This is a genomic window from Chryseobacterium sp. 2987, from assembly GCF_031456375.1.
GTDB classification, from domain to species: Bacteria; Bacteroidota; Bacteroidia; order Flavobacteriales; family Weeksellaceae; genus Chryseobacterium; species Chryseobacterium vaccae.
In genome coordinates this window covers 173,634-190,885 of sequence record NZ_JAVDUN010000006.1, presented here as the reverse complement: position 1 = coordinate 190,885, position 17,252 = coordinate 173,634, and the positions used below count along the sequence as shown (strand labels likewise).

General features: G+C 37.9%; 12 protein-coding genes. 5 read left to right on the top strand and 7 right to left on the bottom strand.

All coding sequences use genetic code 11. The features are described from left to right. Positions 1-5: 5 nt before the first annotated feature. The 7 genes from J2Y40_RS18485 to J2Y40_RS18455 all read right to left on the bottom strand — a co-directional run bounded on the left by J2Y40_RS18485 (position 6) and on the right by J2Y40_RS18455 (position 7,237). Positions 6-422, bottom strand: coding sequence for an FdtA/QdtA family cupin domain-containing protein (locus J2Y40_RS18485; RefSeq protein WP_153397485.1), 417 nt, complete (start codon positions 420-422; stop codon positions 6-8). Beyond that, entirely contained in the window at positions 409-1,590 is a 1,182-nt protein-coding gene (locus J2Y40_RS18480; RefSeq protein ID WP_310000649.1) for a glycosyltransferase family 61 protein, read from the bottom strand. Before J2Y40_RS18480 ends, J2Y40_RS18485 begins: the two co-directional genes overlap by 14 nt. After that, complete coding sequence (locus tag J2Y40_RS18475; protein ID WP_153397489.1) at positions 1,575-2,837, bottom strand: polysaccharide ABC transporter ATP-binding protein; 1,263 nt, start codon at positions 2,835-2,837, stop codon at positions 1,575-1,577. Before J2Y40_RS18475 ends, J2Y40_RS18480 begins: the two co-directional genes overlap by 16 nt. A gap of 29 nt (positions 2,838-2,866) precedes the next feature. Further along, positions 2,867-3,715 (bottom strand): ABC transporter permease, encoded by an 849-nt coding sequence (locus J2Y40_RS18470; RefSeq protein WP_153397491.1) that lies wholly within the window; start codon positions 3,713-3,715, stop codon positions 2,867-2,869. Between the two features lie 174 nt (positions 3,716-3,889). After that, a complete protein-coding gene (gene rfbA / locus J2Y40_RS18465) occupies positions 3,890-4,753 on the bottom strand; it encodes a glucose-1-phosphate thymidylyltransferase RfbA (RefSeq protein ID WP_153397493.1) in 864 nt (287 codons plus the stop codon). A gap of 87 nt (positions 4,754-4,840) precedes the next feature. Then, positions 4,841-5,920 carry a dTDP-glucose 4,6-dehydratase gene (rfbB, locus tag J2Y40_RS18460; RefSeq protein ID WP_153397495.1) on the bottom strand — a complete coding sequence of 360 codons (1,080 nt, stop codon included), beginning with the start codon at positions 5,918-5,920 and terminating at the stop codon, positions 4,841-4,843. Beyond that, the gene (locus J2Y40_RS18455; RefSeq protein WP_310000645.1) at positions 5,921-7,237 is read right to left on the bottom strand and encodes a UDP-glucose/GDP-mannose dehydrogenase family protein; all 1,317 of its coding nucleotides are present in this window, start codon (positions 7,235-7,237) and stop codon (positions 5,921-5,923) included. Positions 7,238-7,453: 216 nt separating this feature from the next. Here J2Y40_RS18455 and rimP point away from each other — a divergent pair, with 216 nt between their 5' ends. The 5 genes from rimP (at position 7,454) to J2Y40_RS18430 (ending at position 17,196) form a co-directional block, all read left to right on the top strand. After that, positions 7,454-7,921 (top strand): ribosome assembly cofactor RimP, encoded by a 468-nt coding sequence (gene rimP / locus J2Y40_RS18450; RefSeq protein ID WP_153399956.1) that lies wholly within the window; start codon positions 7,454-7,456, stop codon positions 7,919-7,921. A gap of 15 nt (positions 7,922-7,936) precedes the next feature. Beyond that, positions 7,937-9,172 (top strand): transcription termination factor NusA, encoded by a 1,236-nt coding sequence (nusA, locus tag J2Y40_RS18445; protein ID WP_062697940.1) that lies wholly within the window; start codon positions 7,937-7,939, stop codon positions 9,170-9,172. Positions 9,173-9,251: 79 nt separating this feature from the next. Further along, positions 9,252-12,209, top strand: a complete 2,958-nt coding sequence (gene infB, locus J2Y40_RS18440; RefSeq protein WP_153397499.1) for a translation initiation factor IF-2 — start codon at positions 9,252-9,254, stop codon at positions 12,207-12,209. A gap of 681 nt (positions 12,210-12,890) precedes the next feature. After that, complete coding sequence (locus tag J2Y40_RS18435) at positions 12,891-15,746, top strand: SusC/RagA family TonB-linked outer membrane protein (RefSeq protein WP_153397501.1); 2,856 nt, start codon at positions 12,891-12,893, stop codon at positions 15,744-15,746. A gap of 22 nt (positions 15,747-15,768) precedes the next feature. Then, the gene (locus J2Y40_RS18430; RefSeq protein ID WP_231128717.1) at positions 15,769-17,196 is read left to right on the top strand and encodes a RagB/SusD family nutrient uptake outer membrane protein; all 1,428 of its coding nucleotides are present in this window, start codon (positions 15,769-15,771) and stop codon (positions 17,194-17,196) included. Positions 17,197-17,252 lie beyond the last annotated feature (56 nt).

Genomic DNA, 17,252 nt, shown 5'->3' with positions numbered 1-17,252 from the left:
AATTTTTATAGGTTTTTACCAACTGTTTCTTTGAAGCTTTCATAATCTCTGAAATAATCTTCTTCGTCATAGATTTCTGAGGCAAGGCAAAGCAATACCGCATTATGGGAAAACTGAATATCTCTCCATACCAGTTTTGGGATATACAAACCTTTGGTAGGATGGTCCAGAACAAATGTTTCTTTATTCCCGTCCTTATCTTCCGTATTAAAGGTAATAATTCCGGAAACAGCAAATATAACCTGCTGAAGCTCCTTATGAGCATGCCCTCCGCGCGTCACATCATGAGGGGTGAAGTAGGTCCAATATACACGCTGAATATCAAAAGGAATGTTTTTCTGAGCCTCGGCTATAGTAATGTAGCCCAGCTGTGACGATCCTATTTTATCGAAAGTTATGATCTGTGGTTTATTGTTCTCCATTAATGTATTTGAATAGTTCTTTAAATTCCTCAAAGTTAATTATAAAATTACTATCAGAGTGAAGTCCGTTGTTATTATATAGCTGAGTGTAAAAATCTACCTCAAATATATGTCCCAGACTTGAAAAAGCACTGAAAGAAGCAGCATTTTCAGGGGCGAAGCATATGGCTTTCGGCTGATTTCTGCAGAACAGCATATTGGTCCAGGCTGCTCCGGAGATTCCGATGATAAATCTGGCGGTTTTAAAATATCCGGCCTGCTGTGCAAGAGGTATTTCTTCCAGGCAGACAGCTGTAAATCCGAAATCTTTCAGATAATTTAAAATCTCATCCTGATTGGCTGCCACACGATGGGTATTTTTTCTGTATAAAAATATTCTGTCCGGCAGTCCCTCTTCTGTTTTCAGATTATTCAGAATTTCATCTGAAAATCTTCGGGTAATTTCTTTATTATAAAATGTTCCTTCGGCTTTGATCTCTCCATCGAAGCGGTTAAACTGTACATGGTTGAAATCATTGATATGATACAGCTTTTTCACATGATAAGTTTTTTCCGGGCTTAAGTACTGAATGGTAAATTTATCTTTTGCCAGGATTTTCAGGACAGACTGCATGCCGGGAGTTTGCTTTACAATTTCATGAACGAAAATAGTCCGGGTATATTTTTTGTTAAACAAAAGCAGTTTCGGCATTATTTCAATCAGGAAATGAAACCAGTTCCAGGATCCGTTTCCGCCAAGAAAGAAGCCTTCATCAAGCTGTTCAGTATTTTTTCTGATTACCTTGGCATCTTTGCTGTTATGAACAGTTACAAAGCCTTCATTGAGTCTTTCTCCGGAGCTTCTGTAAACAACCAGATTATTTTTGATCCAAAATGCAGAAGAATTGATGTCTACATAAGCGTTCTCAAACTGGTAAACCGAAATCCCGGGAACCGTATTCTCAACATAACTTTCCTTGATATTCAAACGCTTGGGAAGATTGCATTTAAAAATACCCGGGGCTGAAATTTTTTCAAGAATATTTTCTCTACAGTTTTCTATATCCTTTATCTTTAAGATTTGTGAGTAAGGTTTATAAAAATAATTGTAAAGGGTTTTCCTGACAATATTTGAAAGGGATTCATTGCTTTGTATGTAAGGCGTCAGCTTTTTTAAAACCGCTCCCATGCGAAATTTGTTTTGATGAATCCCGGTTCTATTCCCAGCCATTCTCCTAACTCTTTTCCTTTCTCCGCAATTCTGAACGTCAGAATATCTTCTTCATGAAGTACACTCTCATGGACGTTTCTGATGATATATAAGCTCAGTACGTATTCTCCTACATTAAAAAAATCTTTGGGAATATCACATACCAGTTTGTTGTTACCGGGCTGCAACTTTGCTTTTCCGGCATTGGTCATGGTAAAAAGAATATCGTTGTTGAAGTTTTTAACTACATACGAAATGTGATAATCATTGGCCGTATCTTTTATGGTAATATCGGTAAGCAGATTAAACTTCTGGTCTTCGATGAAATCTGTTTCTTTAGACTGTAAATTTTCATCAACCAAAGAAATGCTTTTAAGTTCAAAAAGGTTATTGTTGAAATCTTTATTGTCACCAAGGATTACACTGTTGCCAAAAACCTGCTTATCACCGTTATATACGCTCAGTGCTTTTTCTGTAGGGCCGTTATAAATGATGTTTCCGTTGGACATTACAATTCCCTGGTTACATAAGGAACGTACAGCCGTCATATTGTGGCTTACGAATAAAATAGTTCTACCCTGATCTTTGGTTACATCTGACATTTTCGCCAGACATTTCTTTTGAAACTCCGCATCTCCTACAGCCAGTACTTCATCTACGATAAGGATCTCAGATTCCAGATGGGCAGCAACAGCAAATGCAAGACGTACATACATTCCGGATGAATATCTTTTCACCGGAGTATCTATATACCTTTCAACCCCGGAGAAGTCAACAATCTCATCAAATTTCCGTTTGATTTCTTTACGGGTCATTCCTAAAATGGCACCGTTCAGGAAAACATTTTCACGACCTGTCATCTCAGGATGGAATCCCGTTCCTACTTCTAAAAGAGAAGCAATCCTACCTTGGGTGTAAATTTTTCCAGTGGTTGGTTTGGTTACCTTACTCAAAACTTTCAGTAAAGTTGATTTTCCGGCACCGTTTCTCCCGATAATTCCTACGGCATCTCCCTGTTCAATTTCAAAATTGATATCACGAAGGGACCAAACGTATTCAGATTCTCCTTTAGTAGTCCTGTCATTCGCTTCACCAATTTTCAGATAAGGATCTTCTTTTCCTCTCATTTTGTGCCAGAACCTGTTCAGATCATGGGAAAGCGTTCCTGTACCCACCTGCCCGAGACGGTATTGTTTTGATATATTTTCTGCTTTTAAAGCCAGCATAGTCTTATTAATTTAAAAAGTTAAAAAAATTATACAGTATCCATAAACGTTTTTTCAACCCTGTTGAAGACCACGATTCCTATCATCAGAAGGATAAGAATGATACCTGTACTGATTCCCAGCATTACTGGAGAGAAATCTCCCACGCCGAGCCATGCGTATTTAAAGCATTCAAAAATACCTGTTAAAGGATTGTAATAAGTTAATTTTCTGAATATACCCTGAAGCGAAGATACCGGATATATTACAGGAGTAGCGTACATATATAAGCTTACTCCAAAGCCAAGCAGCATACTGAGGTCCTTGTATTTCGTTGTAAGCGAGGAAAAAATCATTCCTGCGCCTAGTGAGAAAAGTGCCATAAGAATTATGAGAAATGGTGTGGCAAGAACCCAGATGTTAGGATGTACTTTTCCCTGAGACCAGTAATAAGCCCAAACGGTAATGAATAAAAGGAACTGAACTCCGAACCGCATCAGATTGGAAATAACAATAGAAAGCGGTGTAACCAGCCGGGGGAAATACACCTTACCAAAGATTCCGGAGTTTCCCGAAAAAGTATAGGAAGTTGCAAGCAATGATCCTGAAAAATAGTTCCAGAGTGTAACTCCTGCCAGATAAAAAAGAAGTGGTGGAGCACCGTCTGTGGGAAGTTTGGCTATTCTGCCGAAAATGACAAGATAAACAATAGTTGTTAAAATGGGATTGATAAAAAACCAGATAGGGCCCAGAATAGTCTGCTTGAAGCTGGAGACAAAATCTCTTTTAACAAACATATAAACAAGATCCTTGTACCTCCAGACCTCTTTAAGCTTAAGGTCGAATAAAGAATGCTCAGCTTCAATCGTTTCTGTCCACTTTTGCTGTGGTTCGTTCATTTGTGTAAATTTTTGCAAATGTAAAATATTTAATTCTTATTCGGTTTTTTATATTGATGAATAATTATTCACATAAAACCAAAAATAACAACTAATATATTGATATTTGTTGTTATGAGCAAAAAACTATTGGCCATAAGGCCAATAGTTTGTAAATTTTATAAGATTGTACGTTTATTTTTTGATCAGCTGCTTCAGGTATTCACCGTAACCGCTTTTACCATATTTTGTTGCGGTTTCAAGAAGCTTTTCTTCATTGATGAATTTATTTCTGAAAGCAATTTCCTCTATACATCCAATTTTGAAACCCTGTCTTTTTTCAATAACGCTTACGAATTCGGAAGCATCATGAAGAGAGTCAAAAGTTCCGGTATCCAGCCAGGCAGTTCCTCTGTCAAGGACACCTACTTCAAGTTTTCCTTTGCTTAAATATACGTTATTAACGTCGGTGATCTCCAGCTCTCCTCTTGCAGAAGGTTGAATGTTCTTTGCGATTTCCACCACTTCGTTATCATAGAAATAAAGTCCGGGAACGGCATAGTTTGATTTAGGCTGTAAAGGCTTTTCTTCAATAGAAACTGCTTTTAAGTCAGCGTCAAACTCTACAACACCATATCTTTCAGGATCAGAAACGTGATAAGCGAAGACTACTCCTCCGTCAGGATTGGTTTTGTTCTTCAGTAATGTTCCCATTTCCGAGCCGTAAAATATATTATCCCCCAGTACCAATGCGGCAGAGTCATTTCCTATAAACTGCTCACCCAGAATGAAAGCCTGTGCAAGTCCGTCCGGGCTTGGTTGTACCACATATTCTATATTACACCCGATCTGGGAGCCATCACCTAATAGTTTAATAAACCCCGGCTGATCATGTGGTGTGGTGATAATCAGGATATCTTTGATTCCTGCTAATAATAAGGTGGAAAGCGGGTAATAGATCATAGGTTTGTCATAAACAGGCATCAGCTGCTTGCTCACGGCAATCGTAAGAGGGTAAAGTCTGGTTCCGGAGCCTCCGGCTAATATGATTCCTTTCATCTTTTATTTTGTAAGTTGTCCGCTACATTGTCCGTTAAATTCAGAAAAATAACAGAACGGGCATAGCAGAGCGTGTTTTGTGATGTTCTAGTTATATTGATTTTCGTAATACTTCTGGTAGTCACCGCTGGTTACGTTTTCAAGCCATTCTTTATTTTCAAGATACCAGTCGATGGTTTTACCCAGTCCTTCTTCAAAAGTTACGGAAGGTTTCCATCCTAGGTCCTTGTTAAGTTTGGTGGCGTCAATAGCGTAACGTTTATCATGTCCCGGTCTGTCTTTTACAAAAGTAATCAGTTTCTCAGAGTGCCCCTCAGGCTTTCCTAATTTAGCATCCATCTGTTTAATCAGTTCCTTTACAAGATCAATATTCTGCCATTCGTTGAAGCCTCCGATATTATAGGTTTCTCCCGTTTTGGCTTCATTGAAGATCTGGTGGATGGCTTTGGCGTGATCAATCACAAACAGCCAGTCTCTTGTATATTTGCCGTCACCGTAAATAGGTAAAGGTCTTTCATTAATGATATTGGAAATACAAAGAGGAATCAGTTTTTCAGGAAAATGATTCGGACCATAGTTATTGGAGCAGTTGGAAACGATGAACGGCATTCCGTACGTGTTTCCGTAGGCTCTTACCAAATGATCTGAAGCTGCTTTTGATGCTGAATACGGAGATTGCGGATCATAAGAAGTGGTTTCTAAGAAGAATCCTGTCTCTCCTAAACTTCCGTATACTTCATCTGTAGAAACATGATAGAATAGATTGGTTCTTTTTTCATCCGGGAATCTTCCATGGGTGTGATCAGGATTCAGTGTCCAGAATTCTTTACACAGATTCAGAAGATTGGCTGTGCCGTTCACGTTGGTGTTGATGAAGGCCATAGGATCTGTAATGCTTCTGTCTACATGGCTCTCGGCAGCTAAATGGACAACAGCATCCGGATTGTATTTTTCAAATACTTTTCTTAATTCTTCAGGCTTGGTAATATCAGCCTTTTCGAAAACATAATTAGGCTCATTTTCTATGTCCTTCAGATTTTCCAGATTTCCGGCATAGGTAAGTGCATCAAGATTGATGATTGTAGTATCCGGGTTGTTTTTTACAAATTCTCTTACGACATGGGAGCCGATAAATCCGGCACCTCCTGTAATGATTATATTTTTCATCTATTTATTTTCTATGGTCTTTCTTCCTATACTTTTATAATAAAACCCATTTTGTTCCGGAACTTCCAGCGGGTACATATTTCTTCCGTCAAAAATAACTTTATTTTTCATTTTTTTAGCCATGAGCTCAAAATTAGGATTTTTGAATTCCGGCCATTCAGTGGCGATGAATAAAGCATCAGAGCCCTCCAAGGCATCATACATTCCTTTTGCATATTGAATGCTGCTGCCTAGAAGTTTCTGAACGTTATTTTCAGCTACAGCATCGTAAGCTACAATTTCCGCGCCTTTCTCCAGCAGAAGAGCAATATTGTCTAAAGATGATGCTTCTCTGATGTCGTCTGTATTGGCTTTGAAGGCTAACCCCCACATGGCAATCTTTTTACCTTTAATATCTCCTCCGAAATATTTTTCAATTTCTGAAACCAGAATAACTTTCTGTGAAGTATTGACGTTTTCTGTCGCTTCCAGAATCTGGAAATTAAAATCTTCTTGCTTTCCGGATTTAATCAGCGCTTTCACATCTTTAGGAAAGCAGCTGCCGCCATATCCGATTCCCGGGAATAAAAACCGATGTCCGATTCTGTCGTCACTTCCCATTCCCAGTCTTACTTTGTCCACATCTGCTCCTACTTTTTCACAATAGTTAGCAATCTCATTCATAAACGTAATTTTTACTGCGAGGAATGAATTGGATGCATATTTTGTCAGTTCCGATGATTTTTCATCCATAAAGATGATCGGGATTCCCGTATTGGTAAATGGCTGATAGATTTTAGACATGATGTCTTTCGCTCTGTCAGAGCTTGCTCCTACAACGACCCTTGATGGGTTCATAGAGTCTTCTACCGCAAAACCTTCCCTTAAAAATTCGGGATTGGAAACTACATCAAAAGGAATGTTGGTTTTTGAGGAAATTACTTCTCTTACTCTATCGGCAGTTCCAACAGGAACGGTACTTTTATTAACAATTACTTTATATTCTGTCATCAACTCTCCAATGTTGTTCGCAACATGAAGTACATAGGAAAGATCTGCGGAACCGTCTTCTCCCGGAGGGGTAGGCAATGCCAGATAAACAACTTCGCTTTTGTCTAAAGCTTCTTTGAGATTGGTGGTGAAAAACAACCTTTCAGACTGTATGTTCCTTAAGAACATTTCTTCAAGGTTCGGCTCATAGATGGGAACAATGCCGTTTTTCATACCTTCTACTTTTTTTTCATCAATATCAACACAGTATACTGAATTGCCGAGTTCTGCCAGGGTAGTTCCTGTAACCAGCCCAACATAACCCGTTCCTACAATCGTTATATTCAAAATGTATGTTTTTAAAAATTCTGTCACAAAAGTAATAAAAATACCTTCATCCGCTTTCTTAATTTCCTGTAATAAAATTTTTGTGTTATTTGCTTGATAATAAGTTCATTTTGTATTTATAGAAAAAAATACGTATATTTGCACTGGATTTACGGAAAAAAATGGGAAGGCTTCGGAAGAAAGCCTTTTTTCGTACGGGTAAATCAGATCAATAATATGGAGTTTAGAAAAAGAATTGAAGAATTATTAAATGAATTCCTCGAAACCAGAAAAGATTTATTTCTTATTGATTTAAAGATTTCTGCAGGGGATGATATTACTGTGATTTTAGATGGAGACAATGGAGTTACCCTGCAGGACTGTCTTGATGCAAGCCGTGCAGTAGAATTCAATATGGATCGTGAAGAGCATGACTTTAGTCTTCAGGTGATGTCTGCGGGATTAAGTGAACCACTGTCTGCTCCAAGACAGTTTAAGAAAAATATAGGAAGAGAAATTGAAGTGCTTTTAGCAGATTCTTCCAAAATTGAAGGCGAACTTGCCAAAGTGGATGATGATAAAATCACCCTTATTTTACGCTACCGAAAGCCGAAAGATATCGGAAAAGGGAAAGTGGATGTAGAGGAGGAAAAAGAAATTCCTTACTCTGAGATAAAGAAAGCATTAGTAGTAATTAAATTTTAAAAGAAAAAAGAATAGATGGATAATATAGCGTTGATTGAATCCTTTGGTGATTTTAAAGACGAAAAAGGGATCAGTAAGATTGATCTTATGGCAATTATTGAAGATTCACTGAAAACTCTTTTGAGAAAGAGATTTGATTCAGATGATCACTTTGATGTAATTGTAAACCCGGATAAAGGAGATTTTCAGATATTTTTAAATAAAACCATCGTAGAAGACGAAATGTCTGAAGACGATGATCTTGAAATTGAAATCTCTGAAGCAAAGAAAATCGATCCTACCTTTGAAGTAGGTGAAGATTTTACCATGGAGATTCCTGTTGCTCAGTTAGGAAGAAGAAATATCCTTACCCTTAAGCAGATTTTAGCTACAAAACTTCAGGAGCATAACAATGCCATGCTTTATGAGCAGTTTAGAGATAAAATCGGGGAAATTGTTGTAGGAGAGATCCACCACATCCGTCACAAACATGTGATCTTATTGGATGATGAGGGGAATGAATTCATTTTGCCAAAAGAAAACCAGATCCCATCCGATTTCTTTAAAAAAGGAGAAAATATCAGAGCTATTGTAGAAACAGTAGATTTTAAAGGATCTAAGCCGCAGATCATTATTTCCAGAACCGCTCCTAAATTCCTGGAGAAATTATTAGAGCTGGAAATTCCTGAAATTCAGGACGGAACCATCATGCTTAAAAAAGTAGTGAGAATTCCGGGTGAAAAAGCGAAGATCGCAGTAGATGCTTATGACGACAGAATTGACCCTGTTGGTGCTTGTGTGGGTGTTAAAGGATCCAGAATTCATGGCGTTGTAAGAGAGTTGAGAAATGAAAACATCGATGTTATTCAATGGTCTAAAAATCCAGAGATCTTAGTAAAAAGAGCTTTAGGAAACGTTACGATCAATAAGATTGATATCAATGAGGAGCAGAACTATGCATTAGTATATACTCCGGTTGAAGAGATCTCTAAAGTGATTGGTAAGCAGGGACAGAATATCAGACTGGCTTCTTGGTTGACAGGTTATGAAATTGATGTATACAGAGAGTCCAGCGAGGATGACGACGTTGAATTGAGAGAATTTAATGACGATATCGAGCAGTGGATTTTGGATGAATTTAAGAAAGTAGGTCTTACTACTGCGAAATCAGTATTGGATAAAGATACCGAGAGTCTTTTAAATATGGTTGACCTTGAAGAGGAGACAATTGAAGAGGTAAAACGTATTCTGAGAGAAGAATTTGAAGATTAAGATTTTAAATAAATTTTAATAAAACAGTAAAAAGGAAATACTTTAATTTTAAGAATTAAAAAAATACGTAAATATATAGATGCCAAAAATAAGATTAAATAAAGCGGTTAAGGAATTCAACATTTCGATGTCCAGATTAGTAGAGTTTTTACAATCAAGGGGTTTCGAGGTTGAAAGCAATCCTAACGCTCAATTAGAAGAAGCGGCATATTCTGCATTGGAGGCTGAGTTTGCCAAAGACGGTGAACAGCGTAAAGCTTCCCATGAGGTGGTAATAACTAAAGTTCCGGAAGAAAAACTGGAAATTGAAGAAAAGAAAACCCCTGAAGTAATAAGAGCTAAAGCTAATAAACCAGAAACTAAAATTTTAGGTAAAATAGATCTTGATTCTGCAAAACCTGAAGTGGAAGAAACTCCTGAAATTCCAGCAGCAGCTCCGGCACCAGCGCCAGTTGAAGAAAAGAAAGAAGAAGTTGTAGCTGAACCGGAAGTGAAAGCAACCCCTGAGAAGCAGGAATTTAAAGTTCTGGATAAAATTGATTTGTCTCAGATAGAATCCAGGAACAGACCAGTGAAAAAAGACAAACCAAAAATGGAGGAGAAAAAAGAAGAGGAAAAACCTGCAGAACCAGTAAAAGAAACTCCTAAACAGGCTGAACCTGTTGCTGAAGTAAAGCCTGCAGAACCTCAAAAAACTGAGCCAGAGTCTCAGGAACCTCAAAAAATTGAGACTGTTTACCAAAAATTAGACGGTCCTAAAATTGTGGGTGAAAAAATTGACTTAACTCAATTTGCACCAAAACCAGGCTCCGGAGCTAAAAAGAAAAGAAAGAGAATTGAGAAACCAGGTGGGCAGAATAATCAGCAAGGCCAGGGGAATAATCAAAACTCAGGAAATAATAACAACCAGGGAGGGCAGGGTAACCGTCCTCAAGGCCAAGGAGGTCCGGGCGGAAACCGTCAGGGGCAGGGAGGCCAAGGCAACCGTCCTCAAGGTCAGGGAGGTCCGGGTGGAAACCGTTTTGGCGGAAACCAGGGCAATCGTCCGGGAGGCCAAGGTGGTGGCGGATTCAAGAAAGGTGGTCAGAATAACAGACCTGGACAAAGAGTAATGCCTGTAGAGCTTACTGATGAGCAGGTTAAAAACCAGATCAAAGAAACGCTTGAAAAATTGACCAATAAAGGTGGTAAATCGAAATCTGCTAAACACAGAAAAGATAAAAGAACCTTCCGTAGAGAGCAGGATGAGCGTCAGCAGGAGCTTGAAGCACAAGACAGAACACTTAAGGTGACAGAATTTATCACAGTAGGTGAACTGGCGAGTTTGATGAATGTCTCTCCTACTGAAGTAATCTCTGCATGTTTCTCACTAGGGGTAATGGTTACCATGAATCAAAGATTGGAAGCCGATACCTTATTATTGGTAGCAGATGAATTCGGGTATAAAATTGAATTCTCTGACGCTGATCTTGAAGATACAGATTCAGAAGATGAAATCGATACTGAAGAGAGCTTAGTATCAAGAGCTCCTGTAGTTACTGTAATGGGGCACGTTGACCACGGTAAAACTTCATTACTGGATTATGTTAGAAAAACTAACGTAATTGCGGGTGAATCCGGAGGTATTACGCAGCACATCGGTGCTTATAATGTGAAATTGGAAAACGGTCAGAGAATTACATTCTTAGATACTCCTGGTCACGAAGCCTTTACGGCAATGAGAGCAAGAGGTGCGCAAATCACAGATATTGCAATTATTGTAATTGCTGCCGATGATGACGTAATGCCACAGACGAAAGAAGCTATTGCTCACGCTCAGGCTGCACAGGTACCGATGATTATTGCTATCAACAAGGTTGATAAGCCAAATGCAAACCCAGACAATATTCGTCAACAGCTTTCAGGTCTAAACCCTCCGGTTTTAGTGGAAGAATGGGGCGGAAATGTTCAGGCGCAGGAGATTTCAGCTAAGTTTGGTAATAATGTAGACGTATTATTGGAGAAAGTTTTATTACAGGCTGAAATGCTTGAATTAAAGGCGAATCCTGATCGTGCAGCAAATGGTGTTGTTATTGAAGCATCTCTTGATAAAGGTAGAGGTTATGTTGCTACCATGTTGGTGCAAACCGGAACATTAAGAGTGGGAGACTACGTAGTGGCAGGTAAAAATCACGGTAAAGTAAAAGCTTTGCTTGATGAAAGAGGGAAAAATCTTGCGGAAGCAGGTCCTTCAATTCCTGCAACAATCTTAGGTTTAGACGGAGCGCCGACAGCTGGTGATAAATTCCGTGTATATGCAGACGAAAGTGAAGGTAAAGCCATTGCCAATAAGAGAGAGCAGCTTCAGAGAGAACTTTCTATCAGAACGAAAAAACATACAACGCTTGAAGAATTGGGCAGACGTATTGCTTTAGGAGAATTTAAAGAATTGAATATTATCCTTAAAGGTGATGTGGATGGTTCTGTGGAAGCACTTTCTGATCAGTTACAAAGATTGTCAACAGAGGAAATCAGCGTGAAAATTCTTCACTCAGGGGTAGGACAGATCACTGAATCTGATATCAACTTAGCGGCAGCATCAGATGCCATTATCATTGGATTCAACGTAAGAGCTGGTGCAAACGCAAAAGAACTTGCAGACCGTGAGGAAATTGAAATCAGAACCTATTCTGTAATCTATAAAGCAATTGATGAAGTAAAAGAAGCAATGGAAGGAATGCTTTCTCCGGAAATTCAGGAGCAGGTAATTGGTAATGTTGAGATCCGTGAGGTATTTAAGATTTCTAAAGTAGGAACTATTGCAGGATGTATGGTTCTTACCGGAAAAGTTACAAGACAGTCGAAAGTACGTTTGTTGAGAGACGGTATCGTTAAATTCGATGGTGAACTTGAAAGCTTAAAACGTTTCAAAGATGATGTGAAGGAAGTAACAAAAGGTTACGAATGTGGTCTGAACCTGAAAGGGTACAATGATATTGAAACTGGAGATATTCTTGAAGTCTACGAAGAAGTAGCTGTTAAGAAAAAATTGAAATAATAGATTTCATATAAATGAAAGCTGTCTCATTTGAGGCAGCTTTTTTTATGTCTATCCCTTTGTATTCTCTGTTTTTGTAGCCGAAAAAATAGTTGAATTTTCTATTTTTAAAAAAAATGAAATTATAATTATTGTTAATTCACATTTTTATGACGTAATATTTGTTAGAAAATGAAATTTATTTTGTTGTAAGTTATTTAATTGCCTGTATTGATAATTTGTAAGTTATGAAAATAATTTGAGGATATTAAAATGCAAGTATTGCGCTAAGTAGGTAATCTTACCGCTGAATTGTTTATCGATTTTAAACTCGTTTTAATCAGCTAAAGCAAGGAATAGTATGTTTTGATAGTTAAAATAAAAACCAAATTTTATCTTATAAATAGGTGGAATTCACATTTTTATCAATGTCTTTTTTTTAGGATGAATTATATTTTTATAATTTATATTAATTCTAAATAATATTTTTTGCATTAACAATAATGCGTTAAAAAAAAATACAGACGTAAAAAATTTGTATTTTATGAAATAAAAATTAAGTATTATTGTTAAATCCTATTTGTTTAGCGTAATTTTTATATTAAAATGTAAAAAAAAGTATTGCATAGACTGTTGAAAAACTTGCAAGTGTTAATATTTATTAACATATTTGCCCATTAAAATATATTAAAATTTGTTAATATGAATGTTAAACTACGTGTATTAAGTGCTGGAGCATTGTTCTTCATGGGACAGGCTGCTTTTGCACAGCAACAAGCAAAAAAGGATACAGCTACTAAATCAACTCAGATTGAAGAGGTGGTAATGGTTGGGTTCGGGCAGAAAAAGGCTGTAAAAGAAATTACAGGATCTGTAGGTACGTTAAAAGCAGATAAGCTTAATGACCTTCCGATCGCTTCTCCTGAAGCTGCATTAATGGGAAGAGTAGCGGGTGTTCAGGGAGGTATTTCTTCAGGTCAGCCGGGGGGATTTGTAACACTTCGTATTAGAGGTCAGGCTTCTATCAACGGGAATAACAACCCTATTTATATTATAGATGGAGTAAGAGTAATGTCCGGAGACCCTACTTCGAACAACACTACCGGAAATATCCTATCCAGTTTAAATCCTGATGATATTGAATCCATGACAGTACTTAAAGATGCGGTTTCTACGGCGATCTACGGTGCTGATGCAGGAGCAGGGGTAGTTCTTATTACTACTAAATCAGGAAAGTCTGGAAAGCCAAGATTTAACTTTTCATCATCTTATGGTTTAAACCAGACGGCAATCAAGCAGCCGGGAGTTTTAAATGGAGAGCAGTTTAAGCAGTATGCAGCAGCTTCATTTGCTAACAGAAATAATATGACTGAAGCGGCAGCTCTTCAATATCTTACAGATAATGTATGGGGATCTGATTTCGTAAACAATAATACAGACTGGAGAAACATCGTTCAGAGAGGAAGTGCTATCCAGCAGGATATGAACTTTACTGCATCAGGAGGAAGTGATAGATTTAAATACTATTCTTCTTTCGGTACCTTTGAGCAGGAAAGTGTCTACAGAAACTCTGATTTCAAAAGATTCAGTGCTTCTACTAAGTTAGAATACAAAGCAACAGATCGATTAACAATCAATACAGATATCCAGGTTGCTAATACTACTACCAGAACATTGCCTAACGGTGGTGCTTTCGCCAATCCGGTTTTAGCCCAATATTTCACTGCTCCTTTGGAGCCGGCTTATAATGCTGACGGATCTATTTATTTAGGATCTGTAGATGATGGAACCTATAATGGTCTACCAATTGCTGGGACTTTCAACCCAGCTGCGATTTTAAAATACAACACGAATAAAGCGAACTCTACCCGTATCTTTGGTAACATAGGAATCGGTTATAACATTCTGAAAGGATTAAACTACAGATTAAATGTTGCCCCTGAATATGTGGTAACTGAAGAGGATGAATATCTATCTCCTGTATATGGTGATGGGTACAGCACCAATGGTCGTATGACTTCAGGAACGAACCGTTATTTCAACTTCAACGTATCCAACGTATTGAGCTATGCATTCTCTTTATCTGATGACCATAAATTCAATGCAAGTTTATTCCAGGAGGCATATCAGTCTAACACAAGAACTTTAGCAGCTACAGGACAGTCTGTTGCTTTAAGTACTTTGGAGCACCTTTCCAGCTTTGTAGTACCAATTGACCACACAGGGGTAAATAACCTTGAAAGTTCAAGATCAGGTTATGGAGCAACTTTAGGATACAACTACAAAGGATACTTAAATATTGACTTATCCGGAAGAAGAGATGCTGTATCTTATCTTCAGCCAGGCAGCAAAGCAGGTAACTTCTGGTCTGCAGGGGTTGGATTGGATATTGCTAAAATGATTATTCCAGAAAATGATTACCTGAACTCTTTAAGACTAAGAGCTTCTTACGGTAAAGTAGGTAACAGGGTATCAGTATCTCCTTATGCTACGTATTCTTATACCATCAACTACAATGGTTTAGCAGGAGCAAGTTATGCAGGATTTGATAACCCTGGTTTACAGTGGGAAACCGTAAATCCTTTCAACTTAGGGGTTGATTTCAGCTTATTCAAAAATAATTTAACGATTACTGCTGAATACTTCAACAAGAAAACGAAAAACCTGATCTATAATATTCCTCTTTCCACTTCTCAGGGGTTAGGAGCTTATTTTGATAATGTAGGAGACTTGGTGAACAAAGGTTTCGAATTCACAGCGAATGCTAACATCTTAAGTCCTGTTACTAAAGGAGGATTTGCATTAAGCATGGATGGTAACCTTTCTTTCTTAAAGAATGAAGTTACTAGCATATATGGAGGAAAAGACGTAATCACAGGTACTACGATCTTAAGAGAAGGAGAAACAGTAAACAGCTGGTTCATGAGAAAATGGGCTGGAGTAGATCCAAGCAATGGTAACCCGCTATGGTATAAAAACGGTGTAGACGGAGAAACTACCAGCAACTATGCAGAAGCGCAGCGTGCGATCCAGGGATCTCGTATCGCTAAAGTATATGGAGGGGTAGGCTTAAATATGTCTTATAAAAACTTCACAGTAAGTGCTCAGGGAACTTTCAGTTTCGGAGCTAAGATGTATGATGACTGGGCATTCTATTTACAGGGTGATGGTACCAATTCTCACGTTTATAACAGCTACGCAGATGCTATGGATTACTGGACACCAAGCAATCCTAATGCAGAGAATCCAAAACCTTTCCAGGGGATTGGTGCAAGGGGGACAGGATCAACATCTGCTAACAATAGTTCTACAAGATTCCTTAGAAAAGCGGACTTCTTAAGACTAAGTAACCTGAAAGTAGCCTATACCTTTGATAAAGACTTCTTAAAAGGAGCTCCAGTAAACAAGGTGACTTTATATGTGATGGCCAACAACCTATATACTCACAGATATGACAAGAAGCTGAAGTTTGATCCGGATATGGCTTTGATCGGGACTAGTAACCTGAACTTACCTGCTATGAAAACCTACTTAGTTGGATTTAATGTTGAATTCTAAAAATTCTAAAAATTTAAAAAAAATGAAAAAATATATTATAGCACTTTCTTTAGCAACAATGGTAGGTTTTTCACTAACCTCATGTAGCGAAGAATTTATTGATACCGATTTTGGTAACTCTGAACAGGCTGAAACAATCACAAGTGTTGAAAAATTACAGTCTTTTGTAACAGGAGCTTATGGATCTATGAGAGCTGTTGGGTATTATGGAGCTCAGTTTCCACTTTTTGCGGAAATCAGAAGTGATGAAATGTTCACCAGAAGAGCAGCAGGATATTTTACTTCTGTAGGAAACTTATCCATGACTTCTACAGACCAGTATACAACAGGACCTTACAATGCTATGTATGCAGTAGTAGCAAAAGCTAATATTGTAATCAATTCACCAGATAACCTTACATGGTCTCAAACATTGAATCAGACTACTATTCAGGAGAAAGTGAATAAAGTAAAAGGAGAAGCTTATGCTATCCGTGCGTTGGCATTCTTCGATTTATTAAGACTTTACGGTCAGCAGTATTCAGGAGGAACAAAAGGAGTAGTAATTCCTACGAAATATGATCCTAAGGCTAACATGGCAAGAGCAAGTGTAGCTGAAACCCAAGCTCAGATTGAAGCTGACTTCGATAAAGCATTATCTCTATTAAGCGGTAACGGATTTACAGATACGGCTAACAGAACTGAATTGAATGAATATTCATTAAAAGCATTAATGTCAAGATATTATCTTTACAAAGGAAATTATGCTAAAGTTAGACAATATGTTGCTGATGTCGTTGGAGGTGGGGCTTACAATGTAGCTGCTAAAGACTCTTATGTAATCAGCTGGACTTTGAACAATGCATCTACCAACTCTATGTTTGAACTTTCTGTAGGTACGGCTAATGCTTATGGTGCTGCAGGGATGAATGCTTATATGAATTTTGGAGGAGCCTATAGAAATATGGGAGTATTAGCTGCTACTTACGCATCATATAATGCTGCGGATGTTAGAAGAACTTCTGCTACTTTTGCTACTGCTTCAGGAATTAGATATATTGTTCACAAATATCCAGACATGAGTGGTGCTGATAACCTTAAGTTAGTAAGATATGAAGAGGTTCTTTTAAATGGTGCTGAAGCTGAATTACCTGCAAATGGAGGATCACAATCTAATGCAGATAGTTATTATAATGCTGTATCTACAAACAGAGGTCTTGCATCAGCATCTAATGTGACTCTACAGAACGTGAAAGACGAAAGAAGAAGAGAGCTTCTTGGTGAAGGATTCAGAATGTGGGATTTATTAAGATGGGGTCAGTCAGTTCCTGTATATGGTTCGGCTGGAACAGGTACTCCTGTAACATTGAACATCGGAGATACGCGTTTGGCATTCCCTATTCCACAGGCAGAAACAAACGTTTCAGGTACGTTAGTTGCTCCTAACCCTGGTTATGACAACTCACTTTAATAAGTAAAATCTTCTTCACAGAAGAACACTTATATAAATTTAAAAAAGCAGTAACA